Origin of the sequence: Pseudoalteromonas sp. B131b (genome assembly GCF_037162545.1) — a bacterium.
GTDB classification, from domain to species: domain Bacteria; phylum Pseudomonadota; class Gammaproteobacteria; order Enterobacterales; family Alteromonadaceae; genus Pseudoalteromonas; species Pseudoalteromonas fuliginea.
Genome location: NZ_JARLUZ010000001.1, coordinates 3,261,057 through 3,278,395 on the forward strand (window position 1 = coordinate 3,261,057; position 17,339 = coordinate 3,278,395).

The window sequence follows — 17,339 nt, forward strand, 5'->3', positions numbered from 1 at the left end:
ATGAGGGTTAAAATTTAGCGCTCATCCATACCCATAATTTTTGAGTATCGACTTTATTAGCAGCGGTATCGCCCGCTGAGTAGTCAGCATATTTAACACCCACTGCGTATTGTTTATTAATAGGTTTAACGTATTGCACGTTTAGTTCACTGCCTAAATCGTCAACCCCATTTGATTGCTCATTAGCATCAAAACTGTGATAAGCCACTAACCATTTTCCGTCAAACGCTTTACCATTTAAGCTTATGTAAGTGTCGTCCAAGCCTTGCGCGGGTGTATTTAAAAACGTATCTGCCCAACCATTAAATTTATGTAACGTGGCAAGCGGTGTTGCAAACCCGTAATCGCCATTATCAGAGCCAAGTGACTCTATGCCAACTTTTAATGTTACTGTTTTTATACCCAAACCATTTAAATCCACAGCGCCTTCAAGTGCATAGTAATCGGCATCAAAATCACTCACGCTTGTTGAGGCAGACTGCGTTGCATACTCCGCTTTGTAATAAAATTTTATGTCGTTTAGGGTTTTATTACCGTTAAAAGAAACGCCATAAGTGTCTAAACTGTCGTCTTGTAGTGCATCGTCACTTAATAAGTAACTGTATAAAACCACTTTACCGTAGTCTGTTTTAAAGCTTGCATTAATTAGATGATCGGACGATTTAATGTCTTTATCGTCAGCAAATATGCGGTTACGCTTATTTAAATAACTGTACTGTAAATCTATGTTATTAAATGCGTAATTAATGGTTGCTGCATCAAAGGTTTGTCTGTCTTGACGCCAACCTACGTGCCCAACAAAACGCTGCCCATCAAGGGCTATTACTTGGCGCCCTACTTTTAGCGATAGACCATCGCGGGCATATTTAACAAAACCTTGGTCTATCTCGGTGTTTTCTGGGTCGGCAATAACAGAGTAATTAGTATTTTTCCCCACCGTATTGTTGTAATCATCTACGCCCAATAGGCTGCGAGTATCTTCTACTTCAATAAGGGCTGAAAAACCATTAACCTCGTCTGTTTGATGCGTTAAGCGGGTTCTAAGTGTTAAGCCGCTTGCATCTTTTAGAGCATTTTCTTGATCAACGCTTTCAAAACGCAGTCTAAAATCAAGATCAGTTTGCGAAGCTTGGCTTATTGAAGGCGCAGTGAAGCAACCCAGTATAAAAATAATAGGTAAGTTGTTCTTATAGTTAAGCATTTTGGTTCTCTAAGTTTTAATTATTAATACACATACCAAAGCAATAAATAAACACAGCGAAATACATTTCCACACCATAACTGGATCGCGTTTCATTATTGAACTTTTATTAGCGGTACTTTCTAAATAAGGATTAGGTTTGTTGATATCGTTTATAAACTCAGAAAAAGCTTGGTATCTGAGCTCAGGTTTAGGGGCAAGCGCCTTCATAAGGGCTTGATCTAACCAAAACGGAATATCGGCTCTGTATTTACGAATACTTGTGTAATGCCAATGGCTGTAATCTTTTGGCGCTACGTGGTTAAGTGGCAGTGGTTTATAAGGCAATTTTGAGCACAATAACTCATATGCAATCACGCCAAGTGAAAACAAATCACTTTTAAAATCGGCGTGCATAGTAATAAGTGTTTCGGGTGCGGTGTAGTCGGCAGTGCCTTGCGGGCAATCATCCGCAATTTGTTTAACCGACTCGTCCATAGCCGCAACACTTACTGTGCCGTAATCTATGAGCGTTACTTTACCGTGCGCATCTATCATTACGTTATCGAGTTTTAAATCGCGATGCACCATATCGAGTCGCTGAAACGCCCTTAGTGCATGTACTATTTGTTCAATAATACTGCGTACTTGGGTTATTTCTGGGTGCGGCACGTCGTGCTTCCAATCACTGAGTGTTTGCCCGTCCATGTACTCACAAATATGATACAAAAAACGACTCTGCGATTGCGTACTCAGTACTTTCATCACGTTTAAATGGTTTATGCGTTGCCCTACCCAACCTTCTCTTATAAAGCCTTGAAGGTAGTGCACATCGTCTTCAAAATTAACCGAAGGTGCTTTTAAAACCACTGGCGGTATATCGGGCGCTTGTTGCACTAAATAAATGTGCGAGCGACTACTGGCATGTAATTTACGAATAACCGTGTAGTCATCAATTTTTTGCCCAACATTAAGCGCTGGTGGAATTTTTCGTCGTGTTAGCGAATGATAAAGTTCATCTAACTTTTGCTCGGCAATATTTTCTACTTTTACCAGTAAGCAACTTACGTTGTCGTCACTGCCTCGCGCTAATGCAAGTTCGGTAATTGCTTTAGCTGCACTTTCTAAATTAGTGTGCTCTAAATTAACGTGTTCATTAACTAATTTAGCTATATCGCTGTTTGGGAGCACATCGTGTACGCCATCGCAGGTTAATATATAAATATCGTCTGCTTTTAGGTCAACTTCGTATACATCTATTTCTTGATGAAGTTGTGCGCCAAGCGCACGCGTTAGCGTATCGTTTACTTTGTGATCCCGTGTTATTGCCTCTATTTTATCTTCTCGCAAGCGGGTAATACGCGTATCACCTAAGTGAAATATATAACCCGTTGCCGACTTTAAAATAAGCGCTGTAAAAGTCGTCATCCAATCGGCTTGGCGCTGACCAAGGTGATTATAATTAACCGATTGCGAATAAAGCCACTGATTTAAACTTGCTAACACCTTCGATACTGACTTTTTAACCGCCCAACTTTCGGGGTATTTAAATACTCATTTATAAAATGAGTAACCGAAAGTTGAGACGCTTGTTTAGCATTTTTTGCTGATGAACACCCATCGGCTAAGCAGGCAATAACGCCTTTAGACTCTTTTTCTTGCGCTTTGGTATTAAGAGCTGCAAACGCATCTTGGTTTTCTGCTTTTAAGCCTTTTGCGCTGTGTCCGCCAAATGAAACGTTGAGTTCATTTTTTAGCGCTTTAACGTGGAGTGTTTCATCAAACATAGTCAATAATGCCTTAAGTCACTGAAATAAGTTCAACGGTGCCGTCTTCATTTACTTCGGTAATATGTCCGTCTGGCTCGGTCATAAAAAACAGTGCTCCTAAGCCAAGTATTGCGCTGCCCGCAATAATGAAAAAGAAAGTTTGATAATCAACAAGTGACAATGCCGTTAAGTACACTACTGCACCTACATTACCGTAAGCACCTGTCATACCTGCTATTTGCCCAGTTAAACGGCGCTTAATTAGCGGTACTGCCGCAAATACAGCACCTTCACCAGCTTGCACAAAGAACGAACATGCCATAGCCGCAACAACTGCAAGCCATAAAGGCCAAGATGCATCAACTAAGCCCATTACAAAATAACCAACAGCAAGACCCGTTGTAAGTACAATAAGGGTAATACGACGACCTAATTTATCTGAAATCCAACCGCCACCTGGGCGAGATGCTAAGTTCATAAATGCATAAGCAGACGCTAAAATACCCGCGTACACCATATCAAGCGTAAATACATCCATAAAAAACAGCGGCAACATAGAGACAACCGCAAGTTCAGAACCAAAGGTTGTGAAATATAAAATATTTAAAACAGCCACTTGCTTAAATTCATAACGATGAGACTCGGGTACAGGCTCTTTAAAAATATGACCATTTACGTCAAAGGTTTTATACACTTCGTAAATATAAAGCAGAACTAAAAAAGCATACACGGCAAGTACAAAGTTAGCCGAAATTAGGTTAGCACCGGTTGGTGAAAGCTTCCAAGTAAGTAATGCTAGTGCACCATACATAGGGATTTTCATAATAAGAAGTAATACAAAGTCGCCTTTACTGGTTACTTCCATTGCGCCTACTTTTTTAGGCTTAAAGTATGTACCGCCTTTTGGTGTATCGGTTACATTTAAGTACCAAATAATACCAAATATAACGCTTAATACACCCGTTAAACCTACTGCGTAACGCCAACCATCTTCGCCACCAAACATAAGTGCAATAATTGGCAATAACATAGCCGCTGCTGCTGAACCAAAGTTACCCCAGCCGCCATAAATACCTTCTGCTATACCCAACTCGTTAGCAGGAAACCATTCACTCACCATACGAATGCCCACAACAAAACCAGCACCAATAAAGCCTAGCGCAAAACGCGCTATAGCGGCTTGTTCAAATGTGGTTGCCATAGCAAACATAAAACAAGGAATACTACAGGTAATAAGTAGCGCCGCATAAACAATCCGGGGACCAAATTTATCGGTCAGCATACCCACCACAACACGGGCAGGAATAGTTAACGCTACATTTAAAATTAGTAATGTTTTAACTTGTGCCATGGTAATACCAAGCGAGCCCGCAATTGCACCTAATAAAGGAGCATGGTTAAACCATACAAAAAATGACACAAAAAAGACCATCCAACTTAGATGTAATACTTTCATTTTTCCTTTAAAGGATATTAAGTTAAATCCAGAACTCGGTTGCATGTTTATTTCCTCGTAAACGTATTATTGTTTTATAAATGCCCCACTCTTTTATATGAGTAGCAGCCCAAACTTTGTTAAATTTTAGTTAACCCAATACAGCAATTACTGAGCCACTAATTAAAAACTATATATTTCAGCTGGTTATATGCATTTATTATTTTAATGCGTTATAGTTGCACTATTTGAGTGAGGGGATATGGGCTGTTACAGTGCAAATAAAAAGCGTTACTACTTGCTCTAGGATTTAACAAATTGGTATTGTTCAAAAAAAGTATGAGATGTTTAAAAATGCAAAAAGCACCGTTAACGTACCAACAGCAACTACGCTATTCTCGGCACATTATGCTGCCGCAGCTTGATATAGACGGACAAGAGAAGCTATGGCAATCGCATGCTTTAATTGTTGGTGTAGGTGGGCTTGGATGTGCGGTAAGTCAATATTTAGCGGCATCTGCCGTTGGCACGCTTACCTTAGTTGATAACGATGAAATAGACGTAACCAACCTACAAAGGCAAATACTGTATAAAGAAAGCGATATTGGTAGCTCAAAATGCAGTGCTGCAAAAAAACAGCTTAACGCACTTAATAGTGAAATAGATATAAACACCATTGAGGCATTTTTTGATGTAAATACCTCTACAGAGCAGCTATTTAATAACATTGATATAGTGATTGATTGCTCAGATAACCTAGCAACACGTAATGCACTTAATAGCGCCTGTTTTAAAGCTAAAGTTCCGCTAGTGTCAGGCTCTGCAATACGCATGGAAGGACAAGTCGCGTGTTTTACTATGGATGAAAACAGCCATTGTTATGGTTGTTTATCGCAATTTTTTAGTGAACAAACACAAAGTTGCTCCGAATCTGGTGTGCTTTCTCCTATTGTGGGGCTAATAGGCAGTATTCAGGCAACTGAAGCGCTAAAAATACTTGCTGGTTTGCCAAGTGGCTTAAGCGAGCACTTATTGCTGGTGGATGGTTTAAGCATGGAGTTTAATCGTTTTAAAATAGCTAAAAACAGTCAATGTGCGGTGTGCAGCATTTAGTTATTCTAGATCACTGATTGTTGTATAAAGCACATCGCCCACTTTAAAGTCGTTTTTGTCCCACACTCGTCTTGAAGCCAAGCAATACAAAGTTTGCCCATCTACATTAAGCGTTAACTGCCACTTATTATTAATAAGCTCAGCCTGAGTTAATACCGACTTTAAAACATTACTGTGCGTTGTTTGCTCAGGCTTTAACGCACTAAGCGACATTTGCTCACTTTCTATAATTAGCTTATTACTGCTATCTACAAGTGCAAGAAGCACAAAAAGCGGTTGCTCACTTTGCTGTAATTGCAGTTGATATAGCCCGTAGTCTTCATCAAATTTGACCACATCGTAATTAATTAAGCTCAGCGGTGTTTGCCTGTCGTTTGCATAAATAGCCTTTGCAACGTGCGTGCTTGCACCTTGGTTTATCACCTTACCTTTATCAAGCTGAATAAGGGTATCGCAGCAAAATAGCAGCTCTTTTAATGAGTGACTTACTATTATAAATTTAATATTAAACTTAACTGCAAACTCGCTAAGTTTAGTGAGCGTTTTAAAACGCAATGACCAATCAAGCGCACTAAAAGGCTCATCGAGCATTATAAATTTTTGACCGGCAAGCAAAGTGCGCGCAAATACTACACGTTGGCGCTCACCGCCCGATAAGCTTTGTACGTCACGATTTAGTAAGTCTTGTAATTTAAGTGTTTTAACAACGTATTGAAGCGTTAAGCTGGTTTGCTTATTTCCGCAGTGTTTTTGTGTAAACGCTAAATTACCTGCCACATCTAAATGAGGAAACAACGGACACGATTGCAACTGAAGCGTTATACCGCGTTTATCGCTTGGCAACTCATGCACTGGCTGATTGTTTACATAAACACTTTTTGCAAGCTCTAAACCACTAATACAACGCAGTAATGTTGATTTACCTGAGCCAGAAGGCCCGTAAACACCCAATACATTAAACGACTCAAGCTCAAGGTTTATATCTAAATCAAAATTATTGAGTGCTTTAAAAAGGCTTAACTTAATCATGTTATTGCTTAACCCCTACAATGCTTTTATTAAACTTAAATAACAGCACTAAACAGGCAAACGAAATAGCCAGTAAAATAAGTGAAAGCTGATGCGCCGCCGTATAATTTAACGATTCAACATGGTCATAAAGCGCAATAGACACCACCTGTGTTTGCCCCTGAATATTACCGCCAATCATTAATACCAAACCAAATTCACCCAATGTATGCGCAAAACCTAAAGCAAACGCGCTACCAATACTGGGTTTTAAAAGCGGAATTATTAAATACACAAAGCGTTTAAACGGGCTCAACCCAAGCGCAATGGCAGCTTCGTTATAGGTTCGATTAATATGTTTAAACCCTGCCACAAGCGGCTGCATTACAAAAGGCAGTGAATAAAAAAGCGAGCCAATAACCACGCCCTGAAAACTAAACGCAAGCTGCGTACCCGTTAGCCAAAACCAAAACTGCCCAAAAGCGTGATCAGGCGAAAATAAAACAAGTAAGTAAAACCCTAATAACGTAGGCGGCAGCACTAAAGGCATTGCAATTAATGCCTCTAAAAATGGTTTGAATTTACCGTTATAGCCAGCAAGCTTGTAAGCCAGTGGAATACAAAAAACAAGAAGGAGCACTGCGGTTATAAAGGCAAGTTTTATAGTTAACCACAGCGCGGTTAAATCACTTTGAAGCATTGTTGTCCTTTATTCTGTAACCTAATTCAATTAACTGCTGCTGCGTAGCTTCTGCCATTAAAAATTGCATAAGTTGCTTAGCGCTAGCATGCTTTTTAGTCGAGCTAATAATAACGCCTTGTTGAATTATATCGGGATATTGATTGGTAGGCAGCACGGTATAATCTAAATATTTTTGATCTAGCGTGTTACTGTAAGCCGCCTTTAGGGATGAAACAGCCACCAGCCCTACTCCTACATTACCACTTTGCACAAACTGAAACGCATGCGTAATATTATTCCCGTACACATAATTTATTGGTTTTTTAAAATGGTTATTCGCGTAGTGCTCTGAGGCACGTCCGTATGGTGAAAAACGCGGATTAGAAATGGCTACTTTATCATTTACTTTTTCAGCTTTGGGTTGCCACAAAGCAAGTTCGCCTAACGCGTAAGTGATTAAGCTGCTTTGCTCGGCATAGCCTTCTTTAATAAGCGATTGCGGGCGAAAATCGTCAGCCGATAAAAACACATCAAATGGCGCGCCATGCACTATTTGCGAATATAAAACACCGCTAGAAGCGGCTGATATTTTTACGTCAACATTAGGTAATGGGGATTTTTTTAGTAGGGTTTCCAATACAGTTTTAAAATTACTCGCTACGGCTACTTGCAGCGTTTCTTTTGCGTTTACGCTGCACGAAAGCATGCATATCACACACAAAAAATAACCCAACCATGTATTGTAAAGCTTTGACATTATAAGTATTGTTTCAAAATAAAATGATTTAAGTAAGCAATATATATGAACGATGTTTGCAATGCACCCGGTTTATTACCAATTGAAACTGCAATACAAAATATACTTGGCACAATAACGCCTGTTAAAGACGTTGAAACCATTTCTATAATGCAAAGTGTTGATCGCGTTTTAGCAAGCGATGTTAAGTCAACTATAAACGTACCTGCTCATAACAACTCTGCAATGGATGGCTATGCGCTGTGTATTTCAGATAAAAGCTTAACCTACACACAAGTAGGTAGTGTGTTTGCAGGTCAAGTTTTTGAAGGAACACTTACCCCTGGTCAATGCGTAAGAATAATGACCGGCGCCGCCATTGCACCTGGCGCTAACGGCGTTGTAATGCAAGAAAACGCCTCGGTAGATGGCGATAAAATTACGTTTACCGCGCAACCAGAGCTAAATGAAAACGTACGTTTTGCTGGCGAAGATATTGCAATAGACGATGTTATTTTAAAAGCAGGGGATAAATTAAAAGCCGTTGATGTGGGGCTACTTGCATCTTTAGGGATTGCCAATATAGACGTGGTGAGAACTTTAAAAATAGCCGTGCTTTCTACAGGCGATGAGCTAATTGAACCTGGTCAGCCTCTTAAACAAGGCGCTATTTTTGAAAGCAACCGAGCTGTTATTATTAGTGCGCTGCAACAAAAAAATATAGACGTGCTTGATTTAGGAATAATCCCTGATGACAAAGAACTCATCACTAATGCATTTTTGAAAGCGAACGAACTTGCCGATGCCGTAATAAGCTCAGGCGGTGTATCGGTTGGTGAAGCCGACTTTACTAAAGAAGTGCTCAACGAAATTGGCAATATTCACTTTTGGAAAATAGCCATGAAACCAGGTAAACCTTTTGCCTTTGGTAAACTAGCTAACAGTTACTTTTTTGGCTTGCCAGGTAACCCTGTGTCGGCTGCTGTTACGTTTAATCAGTTAGTAGAGCCTGCACTGCAAAAGCTGTCGGGGCTTGGTGTAGTAAACCCTAAAATGCGCTTTAACGCTGTTACTACATCCGTTATTAAAAAGCGCCCTGGCAGAGCTGACTTTCAACGCGGTACTGCAACAACTAACGAGCAAGGTGACTTGGTGGTTGCCCCGTTTAATAAACAGGGCTCGGGTGTGCTTTCGTCGCTTAGTAAAGCTAACTGCTTAATTGTAGTGCCAGCACAAAGCGGCAATATCGAAAAAGGCGCAACAGTAAGTATTGAGTTGCTATAAATGCTTACTATTAGACATAAAAAACCAACTAATATTGGGTTTTTATGTCTAATATTTAAGTCAATTAATTAGAACAACGATTCAAAATCGCCATTTGAAAATAAAACCCCGGGGATGCCACGAACGGCAGTAACGTCAGCTATTTTAGTATCACCAAAATATAAACCTCCACTGTAATTACGGCCCTTTTGTTTTACATCTAACCAACGGCCATTTTCGCCTTTCGCAATGAGGTTAATATTGCCACTAACATCACGAATACGTAAATCCAACGCCCTATTTTTTACACTAACAAATATATCTGTAGAAGTAAGTTCAGATAAATTTTCAACATCACCTACGTATGCAAATTTAAAATCGCTTGCACCACTCAATGGAAAATCTAATTCAAAAGTAAAGGCTAAATCATCATTGTCTTCGCCAATAAAAGGCGAAGCCTCTACTGCTGTGATATGAAATGCAGTGTTTTGAATGCCGCTTACGTAATTACCATTAAAATCAAAGGTAGATAACGTAGTTGACTCCTCACCTAGTGAATTAACAAAACGATTTAAGTTTAATGATAAGTCACCTTCTAGTTTACCCGCTGCTTTATTGATAATTACATTGGTCGTGATCTGCGCTATACCTGTATCAGCTTCTGGGTTTAATTCACTTTGAGCATCTATACCATCAAATTGAATCACCAGCTCACTCACATCAACACTTAATACCGTAGCGCCATTTGTGACAGTTGCACTCATTACACCTTCAATTTTATCTCCCAGTACACCACTTACCCTAAATGTTGGGATTGATAAATCAATTGCTATAGGTAAATCATCATATGTGCCAGTAATAGCCCATGTATAAGGTGATTGGCTATAAATGATATCCAAATCACGAAGCTTATATTGTCCTGCTGGCGTAGAGCCTTCTGCAAGTGGAGAATAGTTTGTAATAACTTCATTTAAAGCATTAGTAAGCGCACTAAGAGTTCTTTGTGTGTCTTCATCAAATGCACCTTCAAGCTCAGTAAATTTTGCGTCTAATTCATCTGAGTAAGCTTTTTCTTGAAGTCTTGCAACACCTATTATATTTCGCGTATCAACAAGTAACTCTCTTGAATCTAAGCTTTGTATTTCTGCTGAACGAGCCTGCCAATTTGTGAATGTAGTTACGCTCGCAATGGTTTGCTTAACTTGACCAGCGACATTTTTCAGCAAAGCATTACCTTGGTCGCTAAATAAGTTATCTGTAACATACTGCACTGCTAAATCGCTGTAATCTTGCCACGCTTGCTGGTCAGTCTCCAAGTTAGTAAATGCATTAAAAGCACTTACAACGCTAAACGTACTATCAGCAACACCAGCTAAAATTGCCGCGTAAGTAAATGCGTTAGTAACCATTTCTGCTTCAACACTTGCATTTAAATTACTGTGCGTTAAATGATAAAAAGGCGTGGCTGATAAACTAGCCTGTGTAGCACCAAAACCTTCGTCAGTAATTGCTTTACTCAATGGCGATAAATAAACCGTATTTACACCAGGAGCACTAAAAGCAGCTGCTTTGTAATTAAGAGTAACGGCTGTTAATTCTTGATAGTCGATTAAACGGTTCGCGTTTAAGTCATTTGCATCACCACGAACTGTTCTGCCGCAACCGGTAAAGCGTGGGCAAGGTAGCGTTGTATCACTAGGTATAAACTCAAAGCTATTAAAAGTAAGTGGAGTTACAGTTATACTCGCAGTATTGATGTTTTCGACTTCAATTGATTCTTTCACCACCCCATCGCTATCTAAAACATTAAGCGTTCCCTGTGGTGATTGCCAATTAGATACATAAAAATTTACAGAAGAAGATGTTGAAACTTCACTCACTGCAACAGATTCTGAACTGTCACTGTCTGATGAAGAACCACAACCTACCAATGCAATAGCGACCCCTAAAGGTATAATTTGTTTTAACATCTTCATTCCTTAAAACTTAATGTTCACGTACCAATTCACATTCGCATAATAGGCTTTATCTAAATCTAAGCTATCTGTTTGTAAATTAAGACCAAAATATTTACTTTCTATACCAACCAAAAACGCTTCACTTTTTGTTTCGTAGCCTGCTTGTATTTTCCAATGTTCCCAAAAATGAATGCGGCCTTTCAATTGACTAAACGTGTCTTTATCGTAACGTTTTAAAGTTAGTTGGGTTGAAAAACGCTCGTTTATTCTATAATCAGCAAATGCTTGTAGTCGCATCTCCATCTCAAAATCATGCGATTCGGTATTTCCAAATGCCGACGTTTTTAATGATACTGTTGGCTGGGTAGTAATGTCGCCGTTGTCATTTTCACTAAATGGAACTTCTGTAGTTTGGCCTTTAACAAAGCCACTATCGTCGTAATCTGTTTTATAGAGTAAATCTTTTACACTAAAACCAAGTTGTAATTCATCATTCACTTGCCAATCAGCAAAAATATCTAGGCTATAGCCAAGCCCTTCAGGCTTCTGGTCTGGTGTGAATTTTTTAAATAAAATATCTTTTGAAAAATTGTAATCAACAGTTACAGCACCTTCAACTTCATCGCTATAAATTTCGCCATTTACAGTAGCATCTTGAAAATGCGTACTCGCAAAAACGGATAATTTAGGTGTAATTGTTAATGTATTTTTATCTAAAAAATTAAAATCGTAAGATACAAATACACCGTTAGACGTTGCTTGTTTAGCATCTAAATTATATGTATAAAAACGATCCTCAAACTCTAAATCATTTTTTTCAGTGTGAGTGTATTTGGCCGTATCTGGATCAAAATTAAGCACGTAATCATAGCGACTTTGTAAACCAACCTTAAAATTCCCGAAACCCACACCGACTTCAAATATATTGTAAGTAAATGCACTGTCACCCGATTTTAGTGGTGCATCGAAATCATCGACAAAAGCTTGTACTGGCTGTGCTTCGGTGTAAATTTCTGCGTCAAAATGGGTAAATATTTGAAATTGGTTATCTGCGGAAACAAGTGGAGAAATAAGAGCTGTTGAAAATCCTAACAAGAGAATTTTTTTCATAATTTAATCGCTTTCTATAAAAAAAGGGAAAAGCGCTGCTTTCCCCTTTTATAGTTTAAATATTACTTAGATGAATCAATTAAATCAACATCAGTGTAATCAACCACGTCACCATCAATGTAAGTAATTGAAAGGCCGTTTGTTGTTTTAGCTGCAGTACCAAAAGAGATCATCATCTCATTGTACATAGCCATAACGTCACCAGTGTAACCTGCACTTTCATTACCAGTAATAGACAACGTGTAACCCATTGCATTATTTACTGTAATATCTAAAGCACTAGCTTCTTCCATGTCGCTGTCAAGGTATGTAGTCATTACTTTAAAGTCTACATCACCAGATACACCTTCTAATGAAATAGAACTTGAATCTGTTTCTTCATCAGCTGTAATGCTTAACACGCCGTTAAAGCCAGAATCGCCATCCATGATTTCAATATGGTTAGTCGTTTCAGTCATTATGATTTCTGCATCATCTACATTATCAGCACTCACTGCGCCATCAAAAGTAAATACTAAACATGAATCGATTTGAGTAGCATCAATTGTACCTGCTGCAAATTCAACACAATCTGTCAATGCTGCTACTTGCGTATCAGCAGTTACAAGCTTAATAGATGCATCATTTTCACCTACCAGCGTAGCACCCCAAGCAACAACTAGCTTATCACCTTCATAAGAAGCCGCTGCGTTAATCATTTCACCTGTAGTAGCATTGCTAAGCATAAGTGTAAGGTCATCTAAGCTGTAATTGTAAGCCCAGTTAGGGAAACGTGTAGATGTACCCGATGCAGAATCACCCATACCAGAAACTTCATCGATTACATCAGCTACAATTTCAGCAGCATCAATAATAGCATCACCACCAGTACTCGTTAGCACTGTCATAGTCGCTAATGACTCTGACGTAGCTTTAACAGAAGCTAGTACAGTTAGTTTAGGAAGCGCTTCTTCTGCAGCAACTTGAAGCGCTAACGCAGCTGTAAACTGCTCTGATGCTAATTCAGCTTTATCTGTAGCAACTTTAACCATTGCATCAGCATCATCAACTAATGTTTGTGCTGCGTCTTTATCTTCATCTGTTACAGCAACATCTAAATATGCTTGTGCAGCTGCTTTAGCTTGCGCTATAGCAATTTCCAATGCATCTACAGATGCAGCAAATTCAGATGCGGCAGAGACGGCTGCTGTTGCAAGCTCTAGAGCAGCCGCTGCATTAACAGCGGTATCGATCGTCGCGTTTTGTGCATCAGCAAGCGCTGAAGTAGAAGCAGCTTCTGCTGTCATTGATAGGGTTTGCTTTGCATCTGCAACATCTGCTGCATCAATAGCAATAGCTTTTGCCGCCGTTACTTCTACATCAAACTCTGTAACAGCCGCATCAGCAGCAATAACTAATTCAGCAAGCGCTGCGTCAAACGCACTTACTTTGTCAACTTCTGTATTTGCATCAGATAGTAAATCTTCCGCATTATCAAGAATTTGTTGGTATGTATTATTTTGGTCAACAAGTAATGTTGCTGCTGAAACAAGACCTTGAGACTTAATAAATAATTTATTTACTTTATTTGCTAAATCGGCAGTTTCAGCTTCATTAACAAGTGTAGCTACTGCACTTACAAATGCGACAGCACTTGCTGCATCAGTAACCGTATCGCCACCTAGAGATTGAGCATCTGCTAAGTTAGTCTCAGCTGTCACGACTAAAGCTTGTAAAGTAACAAGTTCAGCTTCTGATGCTGTAACTTCTGCTGTAACAGAAACAGCTAATTGAGCATAAAAATTGTCATCAGCTTCACAGTTATCTGTACAACCTAACTTTTCTAATGCTTTTTTAACTTTTTTAGCAATAAGCGCTAAACTAGCGTCAGTTGCTGCGCCATTTTTAATTGCTTTATTTTTTGCGGCTTTTGCTTTAGCAGCAATGCCGGCCGCTTGTAAAATAAATGCATCTTTTTCAGCATCTGTTGCATTTGGATTAACAACATTGAATGCATTTAAAATTGCAGCTTCAATAGCAGCATCATCACCAGTAGCTACGGCTAAAAAGATGTTAGATGTGTTTGTTACTGCTTGTTGAAGTTTAGCGGCTAACGCTGCAATTTCAGTATCATCACTACCGTTTAACTTACCATCTTTAATGCCCGTTTTTAATTTACTTAGCACATCACTGATAGAATCTAAACCTTGAATAGATGACGCTATTTGAGAAATTGCTAAAATACCTTCACTTAACTCTTCTTCACCATCTACATCACTTAAATCAACTGCACCACCATTTGAAGGGTCAGCAAGTAACTCTGGTATTAGAAATGTGTTATCAGGTCCCATCAATTGAAACAAGCTACTCATATTTACTTCAGCAATAAAAGTAGGATGAACTTCAATTTGAGATTCAAGAAGTAACTGAGAACCGATAGTCGTTAAAAATGTAGCATTAGCTCTTAAAGAACGAGATACACCTGGGTCGCCTTGAGCTCCACTTGCACCAGACGTATCAGCTGTAATTGCTGGGACAAATTTGATTACTGAAAGTTCTAGATCAGTTTTGTACCATTCACCAAATTCAATTGCAGTATCGCCATCATTTACATCATCAACTTCTGGGGCCGTTGCGTAAGAACCACAACCTAAGTAAGCATCACATCTTAAAAAGCTCTCATCGCCTTCTGCTGACGTTTTAACTGTGATGTAAACTGGTCCAGTAAAGTTATCTTCTAAGAAAATGCTGTAGCGTCCGCTTTCATTTGTTAGAACATCATCAGGGTTACCTGCAATTTTGTTTGCTTCTAAATCAGCATCTGCGGCATCTTGCGATAAACCTTCTCCAGAGAAAGATTCAGCTTCAGAAGAGGCTTCTAATCTAAATGCAACAGGTACACTTTGACCAGTTGCATCTAATGTAGAAACGCTTACTACCGCGTTCATCATTGCGCCTTTAACAGCTTTACCAGTTACTTCAACATTAAATTGAGCATCATCTGATGAGCTAAAAGATTCAACAGGAGGTACGTATACATTCCTATCGTTATCAGAACCACAAGCTGTTAAACCCAATGTAAGTGCAACTGATGCTGCAATTGGTGTAAATTTGATCATACGCTTCGACATTTATTTCTCCTTGATAGCTTGAAATGAGTATCAGAAATTAGTTTAGTCACAATTTGCATTGTTCAAGTTTATAAGTTTACACGTTTACACGTTTACAAAAATAATAAACGAACACGCAATACTAACCTTTGTTACTAGAATTCTAAAAATACCATTAAGCCATATATTTTTGCTACATATTTATACATTTTATTAAATGTATTTTGATTTTATCTACATACTATTTCTTTATGACCCTCAGTAATCTAATTAAAAATCATAAAAACTCAGGACGCTAAAATATAGTATATCCATTTTGTGAATTGAATATTACATTTAATTTAGTTTGTTAATATTATTCTTCAAGTAAATGCGATGAATCGAAGAAAAAAGCGGTTTTTTTACTGAACTGGAATGAAAATTAACTAAAAAATATGACTATGACAACATTCAAATTTTTTCTATCGCTAAGCATTGAGTCATATATTTGGTTTTTCTTTTTATTACCTAAGGCAATTTAATCCCGATGCGAGGTTTGTAATCTAGTGGGCTCGCTAACTGCGTTGAAAATAGCTGGCTAGAGAAAATAAGTTTAATATCATCATGATTCAATATGTTAGTAAGTCTCTTAACCAGGGTTCAGGTTAAGTAATAACCGAGCAATAGTCCCCAAGACGAATCCAAGGGCATAACACCATAGGCGTTGCGTTGCCTAAAAACCAAACATACAGCTGCAAATTCAACCTCGAAGATAAATAGACCCAGATATTGAAACAATTACTACATAGAAAACCCCACTGTATAATCACAAGAGGGACTTTATTTTAATAAGGAACCCTTACAACCCCTTCCATTAATACTCGTGCACTGCGGCTCATACTTGCTTTAGTGACAAGCCAGTTGCCCGCAGTATTTTTAGCCTCAGCACCTACTTTTAAGGTGCCCGACGGATGACCAAAGTTAACTTCACTCAATGCGCCGCCACCAGCGGCTATATTAACAAGTGTGCCTTCAATTGCTGCGGCAGTGCCAATAGCTACAGCGGCTGTGCCCATCATGGCATGATGTAGTTTACCCATCGACATAGCGCGCACTAATAAGTTGATATTGGCAGCCTCAATAATTTTACCGCTAGACGCTTTGTAATCTAAAGGTGATGCAACAAACGCAACCTTTGGCGTATGTTGGCGAACTTGCGCTTCACTAATGTTAGTGATTAAGCCCATTTTAACGGCGCCATAAGCACGAATGGTTTCAAGCTTTTTAAGCGCTGCAACATCGTTATTTATATCCTCTTGCAGCTCTGTGCCGGTATAACCAATATCAGTGGCGTTAATAAATACAGTAGGAATACCTGCATTTATCATGGTTGCTTTTAAAGTACCAACACCCGGTACTTTTAAGTCATCAACTACGTTACCTGTTGGAAATAACGCGCCATCGCCATCAGCGGGGTCCATAAATTCAAGTTTTACTTCAGCTGCAGCAAAAGTAACACCATCGAGTTCAAAGTCACCGATTTCTTGCACTTCGCCATTTGTAATAGGGACATGCACTAATATGCTTTTTTTAATATTAGCCTGCCACACACGCACGATAGCAACACCGTTATTAGGTACTCTGCTTCTATCGACTAAACCATTACTAATGGCAAAAGCACCGACTGCTGACGTTAAGTTGCCACAGTTACCACTCCAATCTACAAAAGGTTTATCTATAGCCACTTGACCAAACAAGTAATCAACATCGTGTTCGGCTTGCTCACTTTTACTTAAAATGACGGTTTTACTGGTACTTGATGTAGCACCGCCCATGCCATCCGTTTGCTTAGCATACGGATCGGGGCTGCCAATAACACGCAGTAATAAATTATCGCGCGCCTCGCCTGCTACTTGAGCAGGCTTTGGCAAATCAGTTAAATTAAAAAACACACCTTTACTGGTGCCGCCACGCATATAGGTTGCAGGCACTTTAATTTGCGGTTTAAACATAGTGT

At 39.1% G+C, this 17,339-nt stretch carries 11 protein-coding genes and 1 pseudogene; 2 read left to right on the plus strand and 10 right to left on the minus strand.

All coding sequences use genetic code 11. The annotated features are described in order from the left end of the window. Nucleotides 1-7: 7 nt before the first annotated feature. The 3 genes and pseudogenes from P4S65_RS15025 to P4S65_RS15035 all read right to left on the minus strand — a co-directional run bounded on the left by P4S65_RS15025 (nt 8) and on the right by P4S65_RS15035 (nt 4,450). Entirely contained in the window at nt 8-1,201 is a 1,194-nt protein-coding gene (locus tag P4S65_RS15025; RefSeq protein WP_337120505.1) for an alginate export family protein, read from the minus strand. 9 nt (nt 1,202-1,210) lie between these two features. Then, a pseudogene (locus P4S65_RS15030) lies at nt 1,211-2,967 on the minus strand (protein kinase domain-containing protein). A 13-nt stretch (nt 2,968-2,980) separates the two neighbouring features. Continuing rightward, complete coding sequence (locus P4S65_RS15035; RefSeq protein WP_337120506.1) at nt 2,981-4,450, minus strand: NarK family nitrate/nitrite MFS transporter; 1,470 nt, start codon at nt 4,448-4,450, stop codon at nt 2,981-2,983. A 288-nt stretch (nt 4,451-4,738) separates the two neighbouring features. Here P4S65_RS15035 and moeB point away from each other — a divergent pair, with 288 nt between their 5' ends. Further along, on the plus strand, nt 4,739-5,497 hold the full coding sequence (gene moeB / locus P4S65_RS15040) for a molybdopterin-synthase adenylyltransferase MoeB (RefSeq protein ID WP_337120507.1): 759 nt from the start codon (nt 4,739-4,741) through the stop codon (nt 5,495-5,497). Here the strand turns inward: moeB and P4S65_RS15045 are convergent, their stop codons facing one another. The 3 genes from P4S65_RS15045 to modA are packed head-to-tail and all read right to left on the minus strand — an operon-like array spanning nt 5,498 to nt 7,944. Beyond that, on the minus strand, nt 5,498-6,526 hold the full coding sequence (locus P4S65_RS15045) for an ATP-binding cassette domain-containing protein (protein ID WP_337120508.1): 1,029 nt from the start codon (nt 6,524-6,526) through the stop codon (nt 5,498-5,500). Between the two features lies 1 nt (nt 6,527). Then, nucleotides 6,528-7,205, minus strand: a complete 678-nt coding sequence (modB, locus tag P4S65_RS15050) for a molybdate ABC transporter permease subunit (protein WP_337120509.1) — start codon at nt 7,203-7,205, stop codon at nt 6,528-6,530. Then, complete coding sequence (gene modA, locus P4S65_RS15055) at nt 7,192-7,944, minus strand: molybdate ABC transporter substrate-binding protein (RefSeq protein WP_337120510.1); 753 nt, start codon at nt 7,942-7,944, stop codon at nt 7,192-7,194. Before modA ends, modB begins: the two co-directional genes overlap by 14 nt. A 45-nt stretch (nt 7,945-7,989) precedes the next feature. Here modA and moeA point away from each other — a divergent pair, with 45 nt between their 5' ends. Continuing rightward, nucleotides 7,990-9,207 carry a molybdopterin molybdotransferase MoeA gene (moeA, locus tag P4S65_RS15060; protein ID WP_337120511.1) on the plus strand — a complete coding sequence of 406 codons (1,218 nt, stop codon included), beginning with the start codon at nt 7,990-7,992 and terminating at the stop codon, nt 9,205-9,207. 68 nt (nt 9,208-9,275) lie between these two features. Here moeA and P4S65_RS15065 read toward each other — a convergent pair whose 3' ends face one another. The 4 genes from P4S65_RS15065 to prpF all read right to left on the minus strand — a co-directional run bounded on the left by P4S65_RS15065 (nt 9,276) and on the right by prpF (nt 17,334). Further along, nucleotides 9,276-11,156, minus strand: coding sequence for a hypothetical protein (locus tag P4S65_RS15065; protein ID WP_096793315.1), 1,881 nt, complete (start codon nt 11,154-11,156; stop codon nt 9,276-9,278). Between the two features lie 9 nt (nt 11,157-11,165). Continuing rightward, nucleotides 11,166-12,257 (minus strand): hypothetical protein, encoded by a 1,092-nt coding sequence (locus tag P4S65_RS15070; protein WP_337120771.1) that lies wholly within the window; start codon nt 12,255-12,257, stop codon nt 11,166-11,168. 59 nt (nt 12,258-12,316) lie between these two features. Beyond that, the gene (locus tag P4S65_RS15075) at nt 12,317-15,364 is read right to left on the minus strand and encodes a hypothetical protein (protein WP_337120512.1); all 3,048 of its coding nucleotides are present in this window, start codon (nt 15,362-15,364) and stop codon (nt 12,317-12,319) included. An 803-nt stretch (nt 15,365-16,167) separates the two neighbouring features. Continuing rightward, complete coding sequence (gene prpF, locus P4S65_RS15080) at nt 16,168-17,334, minus strand: 2-methylaconitate cis-trans isomerase PrpF (RefSeq protein ID WP_337120513.1); 1,167 nt, start codon at nt 17,332-17,334, stop codon at nt 16,168-16,170. Nucleotides 17,335-17,339 lie beyond the last annotated feature (5 nt).

Excerpts from the sequence above, each read along its gene's own strand:
- P4S65_RS15065 (WP_096793315.1), bottom strand. The coding sequence starts at position 11,156 with ATGTTAAAACAAATTATACCTTTAGGGGTCGCTATTGCATTGGTAGGT.
- P4S65_RS15045 (WP_337120508.1), bottom strand. The coding sequence starts at position 6,526 with ATGATTAAGTTAAGCCTTTTTAAAGCACTCAATAATTTTGATTTAGAT.
- P4S65_RS15035 (WP_337120506.1), bottom strand. The coding sequence starts at position 4,450 with ATGCAACCGAGTTCTGGATTTAACTTAATATCCTTTAAAGGAAAAATG.
- moeB (WP_337120507.1), top strand. The coding sequence starts at position 4,739 with ATGCAAAAAGCACCGTTAACGTACCAACAGCAACTACGCTATTCTCGG.
- moeA (WP_337120511.1), top strand. The coding sequence starts at position 7,990 with ATGAACGATGTTTGCAATGCACCCGGTTTATTACCAATTGAAACTGCA.
- P4S65_RS15025 (WP_337120505.1), bottom strand. The coding sequence starts at position 1,201 with ATGCTTAACTATAAGAACAACTTACCTATTATTTTTATACTGGGTTGC.
- P4S65_RS15075 (WP_337120512.1), bottom strand. The coding sequence starts at position 15,364 with ATGTCGAAGCGTATGATCAAATTTACACCAATTGCAGCATCAGTTGCA.
- modB (WP_337120509.1), bottom strand. The coding sequence starts at position 7,205 with ATGCTTCAAAGTGATTTAACCGCGCTGTGGTTAACTATAAAACTTGCC.
- modA (WP_337120510.1), bottom strand. The coding sequence starts at position 7,944 with ATGTCAAAGCTTTACAATACATGGTTGGGTTATTTTTTGTGTGTGATA.
- prpF (WP_337120513.1), bottom strand. The coding sequence starts at position 17,334 with ATGTTTAAACCGCAAATTAAAGTGCCTGCAACCTATATGCGTGGCGGC.